Genomic DNA, 15,319 nt, shown 5'->3' on the forward strand with positions numbered 1-15,319 from the left:
GTCGCGGAACTGAACAAGCACGGGGCGGCTCGCGGTTGCGGGTCGCCTCTTTTTTCGGAGACCTGACATGACCATTGTGAAAAACATCGCCGCCGGCCCGCGCGGCATCGCCCTTCTCACCGGCGCCATGCTGATGCTCGAGCCCGGCCAGACCAGCGACGATGTTGAGATCGCCAAGGACGAGATCGCGGCAGCGGACAAGGCGTCGTTCCTATTCGGCAAGGACGCGCAGGCCCACAACGAGGCGGCGGTTACGCCGGCAGCCGATGAGGAAGGCGTCTCGACCGAGGCGCTCGCGGCGGCGCTCGCACGCGCCGAATCCGCTGAGGCTCGCGTCGACGCGCTGCTGGTGGAGAACGAGGATCTTAAGGCCAAGCTCGCCGCGTTCGACCATGACGGCGACGGCCACCCCGGCGGTACCGCGCAGACCGAGCCGGCGAGCGATGAGAGCGTGAAAACGGCGCTTGAACTCCTCGACCCGACCAAGGACGAGGATTGGACCGCGGCCGGCCTCCCGGCGGTCGATGCCGTCGCCACTCTCGCCGGGGGCAAAGTTACCCGCGACCAGATCAAGGCGCTCGCACCCGACCTCACCCGCGAAGCCGCGAAGGCGGCGCTCGCCAAGGGTTGATCGCCCGCCCGTATCGGGCTGATCGGGGCCGCGTTCCTGAATGGGGGGAGCGCGGCCCTTTTCGTTGACGGCGGTAATCCCGTCTGCCGTCCCTTGCGAAAAGGCGGCATGGCCTACACCGCGCCGACGCCCGCCGACCTCACGATGCGCTACCCGGCATTCGCCGCGGTCGGTGACACCGTGATCCAATATTGGCTCGACGATTCGCTGCGCTTCGTGACCGATTGCTGGATCGAAGGCGACCGGGCCGCCGCCATGATGGCCTATGCCGCTCACCAGATGGCGATGAACGGTCTCGGAGGCGGCATCGCTGGCGACCTCCCCGCAGGCCTCACCCGCTTCCGCTCCGGTGCGATGGACGTCGCCTTTTCGGATGCCGCGGCGGCGCGGTCAGCGGCCGGCGGATATGGCGCGACGCGCTACGGGCAGGAGTTCGCGTTGCTGCAACGCCGGTCGAAGGGCGGTGCCCGCCTGGTCGGTTGCCCTGCCCGCCCCTGCCGGCCGTTGTCATGAGCATCGCCGAAGCCTTCGCCGGGATCGCGCTCGGGCTGTCCGCAACGTTCGGAGGTCCGTTCTTTGATGCCAAGGTGATCGACCAGGGCGAGGCTGAACAGGATGACGGTGGCTCGATCGTCGACCCGGGCGAGCCGGTCGATCGCGACTGCTCGGCCCAGATCGACGCCTGCACGGAAGCGATGCGATCGGAGCAGGGCTATTCCGACAAGGACGTCCGCCTGCTGATCCTGCGCGCGACGATCGACGGCGATCTCGACACCGACGCGATGGTGGAAGTGCTCGCGGGTCCCGACGCCGGTCTGTTTTCGATCCAGTCCGTGGGGACAGACCCCATGGCCGTCTATTGGGAATGCCGGGCCCGCCCGGCGTGAAGGAGAACCATCATGGCTGGCGTGAATGCTGAAATCGCCCTTTCCATTGCCGCGACGCTCGTCGGCACCGGCGACCTGGGCAATCCGAAGCTCAAGATCGATCCGATCTCGGAATTGCTGCAGCTCGTGCCCGGCACCGATGCGGTGAACAAGGCCGATATCCTCTTCGCGGATACGCGCACGGTCGGCGCCTCGTCTTCGGAGGATCTCGACCTGGCCGGCGAGCTCGCCAATGCGTTCGGTGCGACGATAACGGCGGCCGAGGTCGTGGCGATCTTCATCAAGGCGCACGAGAGCAACACGAACAACGTCGTCGTCGGGGCTGCCACGGCCGCCTTCCCCGGCCCGCTTGGCGCGACCGGCACCTACACGATCAAGCCCGGCGAATATTATCTCGCGGTGTCCCGCTCGGGCTGGGCCGTCGGCGCCGGCACGACGGACGATCTCAAGATCGCCAACAGCGGCGGGACGACGGGCGTGACCTATGATATCCTCGTCATCGGGCGCACGGTCGCGGCCTGATGGCGCGGATCCGCGGCGCGAAGGAACATGCGGCGCGGCTACGGCGGCTTACCAGCCCCGAGGCCGCAAACGTGCTGACACAGGCGCTTTTCACGGTCGGGCAGAATGTTCAAACCGACGCCCAGACCAGCATCACGACCGGTGCGGTAAGCGGCAACAGCCACAAGCCGTCGGCGCCAGGTACTCCTCCGAACAATGATTCGGGGACCCTTGCCAACAATATCGAGACGATTATCGCCGGCCCGCTGCATGTTCAGGTGACATCGAATGCACCGTACGCGGCCATCCAGGAGTTCGGCGGGACGATCAACCATCCTGGCGGCACAGCATATTTCATCGGTGATGGCGGCTTGGCCGTATTCGTGCCCGACAGCAGTATCTTGTCGACCTATCTCCCCAGGACGAAGCCACACACGATCACGCTGCCGGAGCGTCCCTATATGCGGCCTGCGGTCGCCAAGAACCGCAAGCCAGGAATTGAACTGGTCCGCAAGGCGGTCAATAAGCTGCTGAGTGGCACAAAATGACAATGGCACGCGATCGAGATATTCGTCGGGCGATGCTTGTCGAATTGAAGGGGAGCGCCCCGCTTATCGCGCTCGTCCCCGCAACTTCGATCTTCCCCCAAACAGTACCGGCCAATCAATCTTGGCCGCTGGTGAAAATGGGTGTGCCGAGCGGGGTCTCGGCGATCCGAGGCGCATGCATGGACGGCGCGGAGAGCATCGTGGCGGTCCACGGCTTCACTGCTGGCGTCCGCCGGGGCAAGAAGCTGATCGAGACCGCAGAGGACCACGCCGGCCGTATCGGTGATGCGATCGCTCGGGCCCTCGACGGGAAGCGCCTACCGCTCGAAGGCGGCGGCACGGTGAGAATCCGCTGGACCGGCTCGCAGCTCCTGCAGGACGCTCAGGAAGCGGGCGGTTTCCATACCGTCCAGAACTTCCAGATGCGCCATCTCGCCTGATATGGCATAGCCGGACTATGGATTTGCCCCGATTGCAGCTTGAGCTCTATGGGCGCCTCTTCGTCGAGATGATGAAGGCGGGTATCATTCCGGCTGATTTGGTCCAGCGAATGCGTGCAGATTTTAAACGGTCGGCCGATCTCGCCAAGCGTGATGAGGATCAGCAGCATTTCGCCGACATGGCGCTTCTGGCAGAAACGCTACTGATGAGGTCCGAGCTGGATGTTGTGGGTGATGTCGCCCAGGAGGCGCGCAGCCGCTTCCGCGTCATCCAAGGAATTGACGGCGGTAGCGGCGACGCCTGACGGGCCATAGCTTCCTCCCGATTTTACCGGAGGAAGAGAATGTCCGAGCCCACCGAAGCCGATTTCATGATCGTGAAGCTCGGCGATGGCGAGAGCCCCGAGGTTTTCACGGCCATCTGCGGCATCGAGAATGTCTCGATCAACAAAGCGGTCAATTCCAATGACCGGTACCGTCGCGATTGTGCGAAGCCGGGTATTCCCGGCGCGCGGAAGAACCGCGCCACCGGCATCTCGCTGACAGTCACCGCCTCGGGCGCCGCGAACGTTGACAATATCTCCACGTTCGAATCGGTGCTTGGCATCAAACGCAACTACCAGATCGAGCTTCGCCAGTCCGACGGCAGCGACGCCGGCGTCCTGCTCGGCACCTATGCCGGTGCTTTCATGCTCATGTCCGACAACATGACGGCCGATCCGAATGGCGACAGCACGGGCGAGATCACCCTCAACAACGATGGGTCGTGGACCTGGACCACGGCCGCGTGACCTCGCTCCCTACCGACATCACGATCGACTTCGCCGACGGTGTTTATAAGTTCGCGCTGCTCCTTCCCCAGCAGATCGAGCTCGAAGACAAATGCGGCGCGCCGGACCAGAGCGGCGTTCGCCGGCGAAAGGGCATCATCGAGATTTATGCCGACGTCATCGCCGGCCTGCTCGTCGTCGATGGTGAAGTGGTAGCGAATCCGATGGCAGGCCGTGCGTCAGCCTTTGAATGTCGCGAGGTCGTTCGTCTCGGGCTGATTGGCGGCAATTATGGCTTGGTCGATGGTGCGGACATTCAGGTTAGCCCGGCACGCGCGCTCAAGCTCGTCGAGAGTTATGTCGACACCCGCCCCCTTGTCGAGCGCTGGACGCTGGCCGCCGCGATACTCCGCGCCGCCGTGGAAGGGTTCGACCCGCCAAAAAAAGCCCCGCCGGCCAAGGCGCCGGCAAAGCGAATCTCGCAAAAGGCTTCCAAGCTCTCAGGCTAGACGAGATCATGGCCGACGCTGCAATCATCGGCGTCGATTGGGAGAAGCACAGCTTCGCGACGTTCATGTCCCTGAAGGCAGAATGGAACCGTCGGCACGGCGACGGCAAGTCGGATCCTGTCGCGTCACCCGGCGGCCACGACCGGATGCGCAAGGCGATGGCTGCTCAGACACGTCATTGACGGCGGTAATCGGGGCAGCGCGGCGGCCATAGGGTCGCCCCCATGTCCGTCACAGCCGATAGCGTCGTCGTCGATCTGATCGCGAACACAGGTTCGCACGACGCCAACGTCAACAAGTCGGCCGACAATTTCGAGCGCGCAGCGGCGCGTTCGATGAAGGCTGCAAACGACGTCGAGCGGTCGACGGCGCGTATGGCGAACGCCCAGCGCAACATAGGCCGCCAGATTTCGGACATCGGGACCCAGCTTGCAGGTGGGCAGAGTCCTTTCCTGATCTTCGCCCAGCAGGCGCCCCAGGTGGCCGATGCGTTGGCGGATACAGGCGGCAAGGCGGCGAAGGTGGCGGCGTTCTTCGCCGGCCCGTGGGGGGCGGCTATCCTCGCTGCCGGGTCCATTCTCGCCACCACCCTCATTCCGAAGCTGCTCGAAGCGGGCCATGAGGCCGAGGAGACGGAAAAGCGGGTCAAGAAGCTCGCGCAGAGCGCCGACAGCTTCGGCGAGGCCCAATCCCTGCTCGGCAAGGCGATCGACCTCACCACCGGCAAGCTGAAAACGCAGAACGAGGTACTCCTGGAAGCGATCCGTCTGCAGGCGCTCGCCAGTAAGACGGCCGCGGCGGCGCAGGAGAGCGATGCGCGAAATGCCGTCCGGCAGCAGGGCAAGCCGTCCCTGCTGCAAAGCTTCAGCTCGCTATATACGGGTATCGGCCTGCCGCAGGGCAATCAGGACATTCAGGACATTGCTTCGCGTTTCGCCGACGGGAAAATCGGCATCGAGGCGGCCCGCAAGGAGCTCGACAAGCTCACCAAGGCCGGCCGTCTGAGCGAAACGGCGATGGCCGGCGTTCTAGAGCAGTTCGTGAATCTCGGCAGGCTGGCGAACGATCAAAAGGCCGCCCAGCAAGTGCTCGATGCGCTCGATGGCAAAGGCATCGCCAGCGATCTCAAACCCTACGAGGATACGAGCAAGGCCGACGCCCGGGCCGCCGAGAAGGAGGCGCGCGCCCGTTTCGAAGCGGCCCAGCGGCTTCGATCCATCACCGAGCAACTCATTGCGTCGAAAGCCGATCTCACCGCCGATGTGCAGGAGCAGGACCAATATCAGCGTGATCTCGTCAAACTAGGTCGCGATGGTCAGGTGGCCGAACTGAAAGAGCAGATGCGGCGCAAGGAGATCGGCGAAGCCGAGTTCCAGGCGCGCTCGGCGCTTGTCGAGGCGATCACGGCAAACAAGCTCGACCTCATCAACCGCAAGGATGAGATCCGGCTCGCCCAAGAGCAGCTGACGACCGCGCTCGACGCGAACAAGAATCAACAGGATGTCGCCAGGGCGCAGCAAGGGCTGGCGACCACCATCGCCCAGCGCCGCGAACTGGAACTCAAGCTGTTCGATTTGCAGATTGAGGAGCAGCGCTTGCGCGCCCAGTCGATCGTCGATTTGGCGGCGGCGGGGAAAGCCTCGGCAGAAGAGGAACGTCGTGCCAGGGCCGTGCTCGAAGCGCTCCCCGAGCTTCAGGATCTCGGGCGTCGCAATATCGAGCGCAATAATTCCTCTGCCAGCCAAAACTATCTCCGGTCGCTGGGGACCGACCAGATAGCGGACACCTTTGACGAGAAGGCCGTCGGGTACCTCCAGCGCTTCAATTCGGAGCTCGACGATACGGTGAAAAGCGCCCTGCATCTGCACGGCATTTTCGGCGATATCGTCGGCGATCTCATCGACATGGCCATCAAGCAGGCCTTGATCAAACCACTCGGCAATTTCCTCTTTGGCGGATCTGGCGGCGGCTTGATCGGCTCGGTCGCAGGCTCGCTATTCGGCCGCGCGTCGGGTGGATATGTCGCACCGCGCAGCCTCACCCGCGTCAACGAAACCGCCGGCGGCGTCGAGCTGCTCCGCATGGGGCCGTCGGGCGGACAGGTGATCCCGCTCGGACAGTCGCAGGCCGCCCCCTCCGTCGGCGGAACGACCGTACTTCAGACGATCGCCGTCGACGCCCGCGGCGCCGTGATGAATCGCGAGTTCGCGGCCATGATCCTTGCACAGGCCGAGCAGCGCGCCGTGCAACTCGACGCGGTCAGCGGCAAGGCGGTCTACAACGCCACCCCGCAGCGCCTACAGCAACAGAACTTGCTCGGTAGCTGATGCGCAGCTTCTTTCCCTGCATCTTCCATTTCGACGACCAGGATATCCGGGTCGAGGGCCAGGTCGTGTCCTCGGGTCCGTCGCTTTCCGGCATCGAGGAGCCGATCGCGACCGACGGCGGCGGCGTTGTCGTGGCCGACTTCATGAATGGCGACGTCGCCGAGCGCGAGGAGGTGCTCGCCTGGCGCGCTTTCGCCGCTTCACTCGACGGCGGTGCCGCACGCGTAGTGGTCCACTTCGGCGATCGCTATCACCAGCCCGTCGGCGATCCTGCTTCCGTCCCGCACAGCGACGATGCACCATTCAGCGACGACGAGGAATATTCGAGCGGCGGCGCGGATTATGAGGCATCGGTCGCCGCAGCCCTCCGCGCCACAACAATCACGATCGCCGGCAGTTCGGAGCTACCGCTCGTTGGCGGTGAATGGTTCAGCATCCTCCATCCAAACTGGGGTTGGCGGGCATACAATATCATCGCGATCGATGGCGCCACGATCGAGTTTCGACCACCGTTGCGCGAGGCAGTCACTGCCGGAACGGAAATCGAGTTCGATGATCCGCGGTGCGTCATGCGTCGCGCTCAGCCCACCTCGAATGCCCTCAACGTCGGCCGCTACGGGGCGCCTTCGATCAGCTTCGTCGAAGACATGCGGAAGCCGGCATGAGGCAGTCGATCATCGTCCGCATCGATAGCGAGGAGCCAGCGCGCTTCTGGCAGGGGGTGGGCGACATCCTCATCCCGGCCGACGACGTAGAGCCGTTGGAAGCGATCTATCTCGGCGCTGGTGAGCTGATCAGCGTTCCCGATTTCCAGCAACTCATCAACGGCACCGCCGAGCGCATCGAGTTCACGCTGAGCGGCGTGTCGGCCGAGACGATCGCGATGGCCGTCGAGGAGGCCACGTCCGTCCGCGGCGCATCCCTCCATGTCGGTATCGTGACGTTCAACGAGGCGTGGCAGGTGGTCGAGGTCGCCTGGGAGGCTGAGTTCCGCTGCGACACGCTCACAGTGTCCAGCCAGGGCAGCCAGACCGGGCGCGTCCGTTCGATCACGCTTTCGGTCGGCTCGGATGACACCGGACGCTCGCGCGCCCCTATCGCCTTTTTCACCGATGCCAACCAGAAGCGTCGCTCGGCGACCGACAACATCTTCTCGCACGTCGCGGGCATGGTGGCGGGCAAGTCCCGACGGTTTGGCCCGAAATGATGCTGGGCCCATATCTCGAGGAACTGCTCGGCGCGCGGCGGCAGGCGGGAATCCACGACTGCTGCACCTTCCCTGCGAACTGGGCCATCGCCTGTGGCCGGCCGGATCCCATGCAACGCTGGCGGGGCACGTATCTGACCGACGAGGAAGCCGAGCGCATGATCGGCGACGCGGGCGATCTGGCCCTGCTGTTCGAGGTTGGCATGGACGACGCCGGCATCCGCGAGGTCAGCGAGCCGGAATGCGGCGACATCGGTGTGGTCGACCTGCTCGGTCACCAGGCCGGTGCGATCTTCACCGGCCGCCGCTGGGCCTTCGTGCCGGCGACGCGCGGTCTCGGCTTCGTCTCGCTCGACCCCGGCGCCGTCGTGCGCCTGTGGAGGCCCTGATGGGCAAGACGCTGGGAACGATCGCCGTCATCGCTGGCGCCGCTGCGCTGGCGGTTGTCTCGTTTGGCACGGCGGCTGCCTTCGCGGCGCTTCCTGGCGTTGCGACCGCAGGTGCTACGGCTGCTGCAGGCGTCATCACTGCACTCGGCGTGACAGCCACAACCGTGGCGCTGCAATCAACTGCCGGGCTTATCGGCCTGGGACCGAAGGCTCCAAAGCCGGAAACGGCGGATACGGCCAAGCGCATACCTATTCCGCCCCGCGTCGCCGCCTACGGCCGCTCCAAGCTGTTCGGCACCTATATCCTCTTCGAGACCTCAGAAGGATACGATGCCGGCTTCTCGACGGTCGGCGCGGGAACGGCGGTCGACGTCTACGCTATTCACGACGGACCGATCGACGCGATCGAGCAATATTATCTCGGCGACGATCTCGTCACGCTGGTCGGGAACACCGTCCAGGAAGGCACGGACGGCCGCTACAAGGACGGCAAGGTCAAGATATACGCCACGCTCGGCGAGACGCCGGGGACGTGGCTGTCGGCGATCGGAAGCCTCATCCCGGCGTGGGACGACAGCCACCGGGGCGATGGCGTCGTGATCGTTGGCGCGACCTTCGAAGCCGTGAAGGCCAAGGACTTCCAGGACGTCTATCCGACGGGGCTTCCGCCCGCCGTTGGGATCGCCGCGCGCTGGCAGAAATGCTTCGACTGGCGCGACGAGGCCCAATCGGTCGATGATCCCTCGACTTGGACGTGGACCGAGAATGCGGTTCTTCAGACGGCGCATTACAAGCTGGTGCGGGAGAAGGCGAAGCGCGAGCCGGGCGAGGTCTTTCCAAGCGGCCCCAACCTGCAGGTCGCCTGGGACCGCTATTTCGCCCCCACGGTGACCTATTGGACCGCTGCTGCCGATGATGCCGATTCTGGTGTGGCGTTGAAGGCCGGGGGCACCGAACCGCGCTATCGGTCATGCGTCGCCCATGAACTGACATCGCCGCACAAGGAGGTCATTGCGGCGCTGACCGCCTGCTTCGATGGCTGGCTGGCTGCTCGCGCCGACGGGGCTCTGATCGTGTATTCCGGGCGCTATTACGAACCGATGGTATCGCTCGGACCGGATGAGATACTGTCGTTCACCGTCACCGATGGCATCGACGACGAGACCGAGTTCAACGAATATGCGGTCTCCTATGTCTCATCCGAGCATCAGTACAGCACGGTCGATACCACGCCATGGCAGGACACCGCCGCGATCGAGGCGGCAGGCGCGATCAAGTCGAGCGGTCTAGCCAACCAGGTGCCGAGCCATGGACAGGCCCGGCGCCTCGCTAAACGCACGATGATGCGAGCTCGCGCGCCCAAGCGCGGCACGATCACTACCAACAACGCGGGCCTCGCCGTCCGTGGCGAGCGCTTCGTCGATGTCCACCTCGAAGAGGCCGGCACGGTATTCTATTCGGGGCCCGTCGAGGTCGTCCGCCTGACGCGCAACCTGCTGTTCGGTGTCACCTTCGATTGGGTGCTGGCCGATCCTGCGGTCGATGATTGGGACCCGGAAACCGAGGAAGGTGATCCCGCGCCGGTGGAGGAGAGTGTTTCACCTTCCGCTCTCGTGAAGCCGACGATCACATCGGCCGCGCGCGTCACGTCCCAGGACAGCGGATCGAATACAACCGGCACGCGCATCCAGCTCGTGGTCGATGGCCCGTTGCGCGTCGATCTCATCTGGTTCGTTCGCACGCGGCCCAGCGGCGAGGCGACCTGGGATGAGCGCGAATACACGGACATCGACCCGTCGATCGGTGGCGTCGAGATCCTGACCGAGTTCGTGGCGGCCGACAACACGATCGAGGTGCAGGTCCAGTATCAGGTCGGCGATGGGCGTAACTCGCCATGGTCTGACACCGAGACGGTAAGCACTTCGACAGCCGACATTGCCCCCAGCCCTAATACGGATTTCACCGCTACGGGCGGCATGGGCGAGGCGACCGGTTCGTGGCGCAATTCTGCGAGCAGCAACTTCGACCATAGTCGGCTGTATCGCGGCACGACCGCGTCGTTCGGTTCCGCGAGCGATGTTTCCGGCGCGATCACCGGCGCGCCAGGCGCAACCCAGCCCTTCACCGATACAGTCGCCGCCGGAACGTATTATTATTGGACCCGCGCGTTCAATTCGTCGGGCGCCGGAGCTACACCTACCGGCCCGGAAATGGTGACGGTGACATAGCAACGAGGGCGCTGTGACGGCGGTACATGGACATAGCCCCGGCCCATAATTTCTCCAATGGACTGGAGGAACCATGGGCACGATCAGCGACAGCTTCGGCGAAGCTTACCGCAACTTCAACATCGACGGCGTCCCGTCGTCTGGTGCCTATGAGCCCGATAAGGCCGACATTCGCGCCATCGGCCCGGTCATCGAGGCCGCGATCGCAAACATGGGTCTCGGCACGATGGTTGGCGTCACCTATGCGACGCGGTCGGCGCTGAACGCGGATCTCGCCCATGATGCCGGCACCATCGGCCTTGTCTATGCCGACAGCACCGACGCCAACAACGACCTCTACGTGAAGGTTGGCGCCAGCGGTTCAGGCTCATGGACGAATACTGGCGCGCTCCACGACATCATTGGAGCTTTGGCTGGACCATATACGGATGCCGCTGCCGCCAGCGCTGCAGCCGCCGCCGTGTCGGCATCGAACCTGACAGCCAGCAACTATGGGATCACGCTGGACGGGAGCGGGGCAGGCATCTGGGACCTTCGCTTCTGGAAGAGGAACCTGTTCCAGGATGCCGCGGCAACCGTCCCCGTGACCGCCGCAGGACAGCCGGTCGGCTGCATCAGGAATATTCTCGGCGACACGAGCTGGGACCTGATTCAGGCCACGAACGCCGCCCGCCCGACATTCCAGATCCTCGATGGTGTTCCCGCCGTCGTCGGCGCCAATGGCACGGCGATGTACAGTCGCGCGCAGAAGACGCTCAAGCTTCCCTTCTACCTGCTCATGGCGATGCGGAAGGCTGATCAGGGAGCGAATCCGCTCTTCGGCTTCTACGCCGACAATACGCCCGGCGGCTATGATCAGTTTGCCTTCGCCGCCGACACCTTCAGCACGATGCGGACGAACCTCCGCTTCTTCACCGCAGGGCGCACCTGGGTAATCCCCAAGACTTCGATCTACGCGTCGCGCGTCGGTACCTCCTTCGTCCTGGATTCGCTTGCGATCGTAGGTTCGGTCGACTGTCGTCTGAACGGTGGGGCGCAAACGTCCGGGCGTTCGCCAATTTCGAACAACGTCCAGGCCGCCGACAGCGCCCCCGGCTATGTGAACCTCAACTGCCTTGGCGCGGCGCGGACGCCCAATCCCGCGCAAGGCTTCGTCTTCTACGGCGGGATCGCGGCGCCGAGCGTGCCGACCAATCGCGCGCTGGCCGTCTCGACCTTCCGCAGCCAGATCGAGCCAGTGATCACCTCGACCGACAAGGTCATCCTGATCGTCGGCGACAGCACCGGCAACGATATCGACGAAGCCGTCACCGACTATGGCACGGAGCCATTCCGGAAATGGGTGCTCGACGCAGGCGCCACGGGCCTCGCGACCCTCAACCCGACCAAGGACATCTTTTATAGGAACTGGGGGCTCGAGAGCGGCCTGTGGTGCGGTTGGGAGAAGGTAGCGACCGGCAGCGCTGGCGGCGGCGCCGGCAATCGCATTTTCGTGGCCAATGCCAGCGTCGGCGGGTCGCAGCCGAGCTATGGCCTCGGGTCGCTGTTCGCTGCCATGTACGGCGGCCTCGACCATGTCGACGAGATCATCCTGAACCATGGACAGAACATGTTCGTGACCAGCGCCACCGATCCCAACGGATGGCTGCGCGCCGGCGAGTTCATGGACGCCATCGACAAGTTCCGCAGGGTCTTTCCGAAAGCCCCATGGCTGATGATTCGGACTTATCCGATCGGCATCCCTGGCGACACGCGGATCGATCCGGTGGTGGCGGCGGTCGACCGGGTCGCGGCCTTCTATGGCGATATCACGACCGTCGACGTCTATACCGCCTTCAACAGTGCCGGCCGGCCGCTGAGCTATTATGCGCCCGACAAGCTGCACCTGTCCGAACCGGACGGGGTCGACGCCTTCTATGCCGTTTTCGGCCCTGCCTACGCCGCGTGGACGCGCCCCGCCGTCGTTGCGCCGGCTGCGATGGGATTCGCCGCGAACCTCCTCCCCAATGGCCGCTTCGACGACTTCGACGGGGCGGTGCCGACGGGCTTCACCTTCACAGCGAGCGGTGATGGGACGATCAAGCGGTCCAGCCTGCGCATCGACGCCGAGAGCACGGAAGGGCCGACCGGATCGGCATCGACATCGGTGCGCATGCGCCAGACGACGGGATCCAGCTATCTCCAATTCGCAATCGATGCGACGCCCTACCGCGGCAAGGCCGTCGTTATGGCGGTGCGTCTGTATCGTGAGCCCGGCGGCAGCAACGACGGTGGCCGGCTTGAAATGTTCTCCAACGGCACCGGCGCCGTCTCCAACTTCCGTTATGACCAGAGCGGCCAGGGTCAGCCCGTCAGCGGGTGGGTCTGGAAATATCTCTACATCCCGCCCGTGCCGAACGACGCAACCACGCTGACCGGGCGCGTCTATGCCGCCGCCAGCGGGATCGGTGACGTGTCGGTAAGCCGGATCGTGCTCGCAACTGGCGCTGCTGGGACCACGCCTCGGCCTCGCAATGAACGGTGAGGACAATCCCATGAGCTACTTCATGAACACCGTCGGACGGACGGCATGAATGCCCAGGCTGTCACGCTTGGACGCTCCGCGGTGACGCCCTGGTTCGAAGCCGCCTTCCTGAAATATGGATGGATCTGGATCGGCCTGTCGTTCGGCCTCGCGGCGAAATATGCTCTGCTGATCAAGCGCGGCATCCGCATTCGAGGCGCGCTGGTGCTCGCCGACCTGCTGCTACTGCCCATGGTCGCGCTGATCGCATATTCGATCACGTCGCGGCTCGGCGCGAACGGCGAAGCTGCCGCGCTGCTGAGCGCCCTCGCTACCGTCGGCGCCGATCGTCTGGTCAAGCTCTACACCGAACGCTTCCTCGACCGTGTCGATAGCGAGCTGCGGGCGGTCGTCGACCGGCAGAGGGCCGAGATCCGCAACGAGGTGCAGGCGGAGATTTCCGCGAAAGAGGTCATCGTCGACCAGATCACCGGCAAGGCCCCGTCCGAATATCAGGCGCTCAAGCGGGCGCCGGTAGACCTTGGGAAGGGCAAGCCGTGATCGATTGGAAGCCCGCCCAGCGCAATATCGGCGTCACGCCGGACGGCATCATCGGGCCCAACACGATGCGCGCCCTGCTGCGCCGCGTGTCGACGCTGGCCGATGCGACGCCGGACCAGGGCATCATCAACTCGCTGGCGACGGCGGCGCTCGTTCATCTGCCGGCCTATGGGCTGACGGACAGCCGCGAGCGGCTCGCTTGGGCGCTCGCCGAGACAGCGAACGAGACCGGCGGCTATACGCGCTTCGAGGAAAACCTGAACTATTCAGCCGGCGCGCTGGTGCGCACATGGCCGAACCGCTTCAACGCCGCCAAGGCCGCGCGGTTCGCGCGCCAGCCCGAGGCGATCGCCAATGAGGTCTATGGCGGCCGGATGGGCAACGACCAGCCCGGCGACGGTTGGGCCTATCGCGGCCGGGGCATGCTGCAGCTCACCGGCAAGGCGAACTATCTCCTGTTCGACAAGCGGCTGGGCATCGGTCTCGACACGCATCCCGAGATCGCCGCCGTGCCCGCGCTGTCGCTGCTGATCGCCTGCGAGTTCTATCGCGCGAATGGCGTCCTCGCGAAGGTCGACGCCGGTGACCTGGCCGGCGCCCGGCGGATCACGAACGGCGGATTGATCGGGCTCGACCATGTGAAGGCGCTGTTCTCGAAAATCATGGGGCTGTTGTCATGACCGACGAGCAAATCAAGCATATGGTGAACCGCTTCCTATCGTGGAAGCTGCCCGAGGACTTCAGCCCTGATGGTGGGATCACCTTCAAGGCCGAATATAACGACGGCCCGGAAACTATGAAACTGTTGGGGCTGACCGAACCGATGCGCCATGAGCCCAGCGGCACGAACCTGTTCGATGCCACGCAGGCGGAGGCCATGGTCCGCCACATGTTGGACGGGCTGCCATGAAGTCCGCCATCCCGCACCTGCGCATCGTCGTCGCGGCCTCGGCGCTCGCGATCCTCGGTTACGCCGGGTTCAGCATATGGGTGGTGGGCTGGTCGACCGACGCTGCCATGCGCGGTGACGTGATCGGCACATGGAAAAGCTTCGCCGTCGCCGCCTTCACCTTCTGGATCGGATCGAGCTCGGGCGGGAAGGCCGCACCGGAATCCAAGGGAGACAATCCATGAAGCGCCTGATCATCTGCGCCGCGCTGGCGCTCGCCGCCTGTACGCCGCATCCCACCTCGCCGGGCAGCACCCCGGTCCAGCAGGTCGTCGACAAGGTCGTAATCGAGGGAACGCGCGGACTGATCCTCGCCGAGCTCGGCTATGAGAGCGCCGCGACGCTCGCGCTCGACCTGATCAACGCCGGCGTCATCAAGGGCGAGACTGCCGCCAAGGTCCGCGACCTGAATGCGACCGTCACCGACCTGCTGGTCAAGGCCAAGGCCACCACGGACGCCGCCCAGCGCGCCGCGCTCGTCGCGCAGGCCTTCGACCAGACCTTCAAGCTGCAAGCGCTGACGATGGGAGCCGGGCAATGACCTTCGACGACCTTCTGAGCCTGGCGCAAAGCGCCGCGAAGATCGTCACCGCGTCGGGGCTGATCCCCGGTGCCGCGCCGATCATCGACGCGGTGAACGACATCGCCGCGGTCGTGCGTCGCAACGTGGACGAGGGCAAGGCGGCGCTCGCGGCCGACCAGATCGACCAGCTCAACGCCCTGCTCGACCAGGTGCACACCCGAATCCTGTCGCTGTCGGATCGGCTCGACAAAGCGGCGACCGAGGCCAGCAAGCGCTAAGGCGCGTCAGCCCAGCCCGTCACGTTGAGAAGCTGGCCGCCGGTCACCTCATCGATCCAGCAGCCCCC

The 15,319-nt window shown here is 64.7% G+C and carries 22 protein-coding genes; all 22 read left to right on the top strand.

Features of this window, described 5'->3' with window-relative positions; genetic code table 11:
• Positions 1–67: 67 nt before the first annotated feature.
• The 22 genes from B5X82_RS07450 (at position 68) to B5X82_RS07545 (ending at position 15,251) form a co-directional block, all read left to right on the top strand.
• Complete coding sequence (locus B5X82_RS07450; protein ID WP_079647491.1) at positions 68–631, top strand: hypothetical protein; 564 nt, start codon at positions 68–70, stop codon at positions 629–631.
• A 108-nt stretch (positions 632–739) separates the two neighbouring features.
• Positions 740–1,144, top strand: coding sequence for a DUF4054 domain-containing protein (locus tag B5X82_RS07455; protein WP_079647492.1), 405 nt, complete (start codon positions 740–742; stop codon positions 1,142–1,144).
• The gene (locus B5X82_RS07460; protein WP_079647493.1) at positions 1,141–1,518 is read left to right on the top strand and encodes a hypothetical protein; all 378 of its coding nucleotides are present in this window, start codon (positions 1,141–1,143) and stop codon (positions 1,516–1,518) included. Before B5X82_RS07455 ends, B5X82_RS07460 begins: the two co-directional genes overlap by 4 nt.
• A 12-nt stretch (positions 1,519–1,530) precedes the next feature.
• A complete protein-coding gene (locus B5X82_RS07465) occupies positions 1,531–2,040 on the top strand; it encodes a hypothetical protein (protein WP_079647494.1) in 510 nt (169 codons plus the stop codon).
• Complete coding sequence (locus tag B5X82_RS07470) at positions 2,040–2,567, top strand: phage virion morphogenesis protein (protein WP_079647495.1); 528 nt, start codon at positions 2,040–2,042, stop codon at positions 2,565–2,567. Before B5X82_RS07465 ends, B5X82_RS07470 begins: the two co-directional genes overlap by 1 nt.
• A gap of 32 nt (positions 2,568–2,599) precedes the next feature.
• Positions 2,600–3,007, top strand: a complete 408-nt coding sequence (locus tag B5X82_RS07475) for a DUF3168 domain-containing protein (protein ID WP_235862646.1) — start codon at positions 2,600–2,602, stop codon at positions 3,005–3,007.
• Between the two features lie 32 nt (positions 3,008–3,039).
• Positions 3,040–3,312 carry a hypothetical protein gene (locus B5X82_RS07480; protein ID WP_139385048.1) on the top strand — a complete coding sequence of 91 codons (273 nt, stop codon included), beginning with the start codon at positions 3,040–3,042 and terminating at the stop codon, positions 3,310–3,312.
• Positions 3,313–3,351: 39 nt separating this feature from the next.
• Complete coding sequence (locus B5X82_RS26710) at positions 3,352–3,798, top strand: phage tail protein (RefSeq protein WP_176152499.1); 447 nt, start codon at positions 3,352–3,354, stop codon at positions 3,796–3,798.
• A complete protein-coding gene (locus tag B5X82_RS07485; protein WP_176152500.1) occupies positions 3,774–4,286 on the top strand; it encodes a GTA-gp10 family protein in 513 nt (170 codons plus the stop codon). Before B5X82_RS26710 ends, B5X82_RS07485 begins: the two co-directional genes overlap by 25 nt.
• Before the next feature lie 8 nt (positions 4,287–4,294).
• On the top strand, positions 4,295–4,468 hold the full coding sequence (locus B5X82_RS26715) for a hypothetical protein (RefSeq protein WP_176152501.1): 174 nt from the start codon (positions 4,295–4,297) through the stop codon (positions 4,466–4,468).
• A 42-nt stretch (positions 4,469–4,510) separates the two neighbouring features.
• On the top strand, positions 4,511–6,613 hold the full coding sequence (locus tag B5X82_RS07490) for a phage tail length tape measure family protein (RefSeq protein WP_079647499.1): 2,103 nt from the start codon (positions 4,511–4,513) through the stop codon (positions 6,611–6,613).
• Between the two features lie 65 nt (positions 6,614–6,678).
• Complete coding sequence (locus tag B5X82_RS07495; RefSeq protein WP_139385049.1) at positions 6,679–7,278, top strand: hypothetical protein; 600 nt, start codon at positions 6,679–6,681, stop codon at positions 7,276–7,278.
• Positions 7,275–7,820 (top strand): hypothetical protein, encoded by a 546-nt coding sequence (locus B5X82_RS07500; protein ID WP_079647501.1) that lies wholly within the window; start codon positions 7,275–7,277, stop codon positions 7,818–7,820. Before B5X82_RS07495 ends, B5X82_RS07500 begins: the two co-directional genes overlap by 4 nt.
• Positions 7,817–8,209: a DUF6950 family protein gene (locus B5X82_RS07505; RefSeq protein WP_176152502.1), complete on the top strand. Its 393-nt coding sequence runs from the start codon at positions 7,817–7,819 to the stop codon at positions 8,207–8,209. Before B5X82_RS07500 ends, B5X82_RS07505 begins: the two co-directional genes overlap by 4 nt.
• Positions 8,209–10,437, top strand: a complete 2,229-nt coding sequence (locus B5X82_RS07510) for a phage tail protein (protein ID WP_079647503.1) — start codon at positions 8,209–8,211, stop codon at positions 10,435–10,437. Before B5X82_RS07505 ends, B5X82_RS07510 begins: the two co-directional genes overlap by 1 nt.
• A gap of 73 nt (positions 10,438–10,510) precedes the next feature.
• The gene (locus B5X82_RS07515) at positions 10,511–12,961 is read left to right on the top strand and encodes a hypothetical protein (RefSeq protein WP_079647504.1); all 2,451 of its coding nucleotides are present in this window, start codon (positions 10,511–10,513) and stop codon (positions 12,959–12,961) included.
• Positions 12,962–13,006: 45 nt separating this feature from the next.
• Positions 13,007–13,501: a hypothetical protein gene (locus tag B5X82_RS07520; RefSeq protein ID WP_079647505.1), complete on the top strand. Its 495-nt coding sequence runs from the start codon at positions 13,007–13,009 to the stop codon at positions 13,499–13,501.
• A complete protein-coding gene (locus B5X82_RS07525) occupies positions 13,498–14,181 on the top strand; it encodes a glycoside hydrolase family 19 protein (protein ID WP_079647506.1) in 684 nt (227 codons plus the stop codon). The genes B5X82_RS07520 and B5X82_RS07525 overlap by 4 nt, the downstream gene beginning before the upstream one ends.
• Positions 14,178–14,411, top strand: a complete 234-nt coding sequence (locus B5X82_RS07530) for a hypothetical protein (RefSeq protein ID WP_079647507.1) — start codon at positions 14,178–14,180, stop codon at positions 14,409–14,411. The genes B5X82_RS07525 and B5X82_RS07530 overlap by 4 nt, the downstream gene beginning before the upstream one ends.
• Positions 14,408–14,635: a hypothetical protein gene (locus tag B5X82_RS07535; protein WP_079647508.1), complete on the top strand. Its 228-nt coding sequence runs from the start codon at positions 14,408–14,410 to the stop codon at positions 14,633–14,635. The genes B5X82_RS07530 and B5X82_RS07535 overlap by 4 nt, the downstream gene beginning before the upstream one ends.
• Positions 14,632–14,991: a hypothetical protein gene (locus B5X82_RS07540; RefSeq protein ID WP_079647509.1), complete on the top strand. Its 360-nt coding sequence runs from the start codon at positions 14,632–14,634 to the stop codon at positions 14,989–14,991. Before B5X82_RS07535 ends, B5X82_RS07540 begins: the two co-directional genes overlap by 4 nt.
• A complete protein-coding gene (locus B5X82_RS07545) occupies positions 14,988–15,251 on the top strand; it encodes a hypothetical protein (protein WP_079647510.1) in 264 nt (87 codons plus the stop codon). The genes B5X82_RS07540 and B5X82_RS07545 overlap by 4 nt, the downstream gene beginning before the upstream one ends.
• Positions 15,252–15,319 lie beyond the last annotated feature (68 nt).

The organism is Rhizorhabdus histidinilytica, assembly GCF_900167915.1.
Lineage (GTDB): Bacteria > Pseudomonadota > Alphaproteobacteria > Sphingomonadales > Sphingomonadaceae > Rhizorhabdus > Rhizorhabdus histidinilytica.

Coding starts and splice junctions, on each gene's coding strand:
- B5X82_RS07450 (WP_079647491.1), top strand. CDS start 68: ATGACCATTGTGAAAAACATCGCCGCCGGCCCGCGCGGCATCGCCCTT.
- B5X82_RS07455 (WP_079647492.1), top strand. CDS start 740: ATGGCCTACACCGCGCCGACGCCCGCCGACCTCACGATGCGCTACCCG.
- B5X82_RS07460 (WP_079647493.1), top strand. CDS start 1,141: ATGAGCATCGCCGAAGCCTTCGCCGGGATCGCGCTCGGGCTGTCCGCA.
- B5X82_RS07465 (WP_079647494.1), top strand. CDS start 1,531: ATGGCTGGCGTGAATGCTGAAATCGCCCTTTCCATTGCCGCGACGCTC.
- B5X82_RS07470 (WP_079647495.1), top strand. CDS start 2,040: ATGGCGCGGATCCGCGGCGCGAAGGAACATGCGGCGCGGCTACGGCGG.
- B5X82_RS07475 (WP_235862646.1), top strand. CDS start 2,600: ATGCTTGTCGAATTGAAGGGGAGCGCCCCGCTTATCGCGCTCGTCCCC.
- B5X82_RS26710 (WP_176152499.1), top strand. CDS start 3,352: ATGTCCGAGCCCACCGAAGCCGATTTCATGATCGTGAAGCTCGGCGAT.
- B5X82_RS26715 (WP_176152501.1), top strand. CDS start 4,295: ATGGCCGACGCTGCAATCATCGGCGTCGATTGGGAGAAGCACAGCTTC.
- B5X82_RS07490 (WP_079647499.1), top strand. CDS start 4,511: ATGTCCGTCACAGCCGATAGCGTCGTCGTCGATCTGATCGCGAACACA.
- B5X82_RS07500 (WP_079647501.1), top strand. CDS start 7,275: ATGAGGCAGTCGATCATCGTCCGCATCGATAGCGAGGAGCCAGCGCGC.
- B5X82_RS07505 (WP_176152502.1), top strand. CDS start 7,817: ATGATGCTGGGCCCATATCTCGAGGAACTGCTCGGCGCGCGGCGGCAG.
- B5X82_RS07510 (WP_079647503.1), top strand. CDS start 8,209: ATGGGCAAGACGCTGGGAACGATCGCCGTCATCGCTGGCGCCGCTGCG.
- B5X82_RS07515 (WP_079647504.1), top strand. CDS start 10,511: ATGGGCACGATCAGCGACAGCTTCGGCGAAGCTTACCGCAACTTCAAC.
- B5X82_RS07520 (WP_079647505.1), top strand. CDS start 13,007: ATGAATGCCCAGGCTGTCACGCTTGGACGCTCCGCGGTGACGCCCTGG.
- B5X82_RS07530 (WP_079647507.1), top strand. CDS start 14,178: ATGACCGACGAGCAAATCAAGCATATGGTGAACCGCTTCCTATCGTGG.
- B5X82_RS07535 (WP_079647508.1), top strand. CDS start 14,408: ATGAAGTCCGCCATCCCGCACCTGCGCATCGTCGTCGCGGCCTCGGCG.
- B5X82_RS07540 (WP_079647509.1), top strand. CDS start 14,632: ATGAAGCGCCTGATCATCTGCGCCGCGCTGGCGCTCGCCGCCTGTACG.
- B5X82_RS07545 (WP_079647510.1), top strand. CDS start 14,988: ATGACCTTCGACGACCTTCTGAGCCTGGCGCAAAGCGCCGCGAAGATC.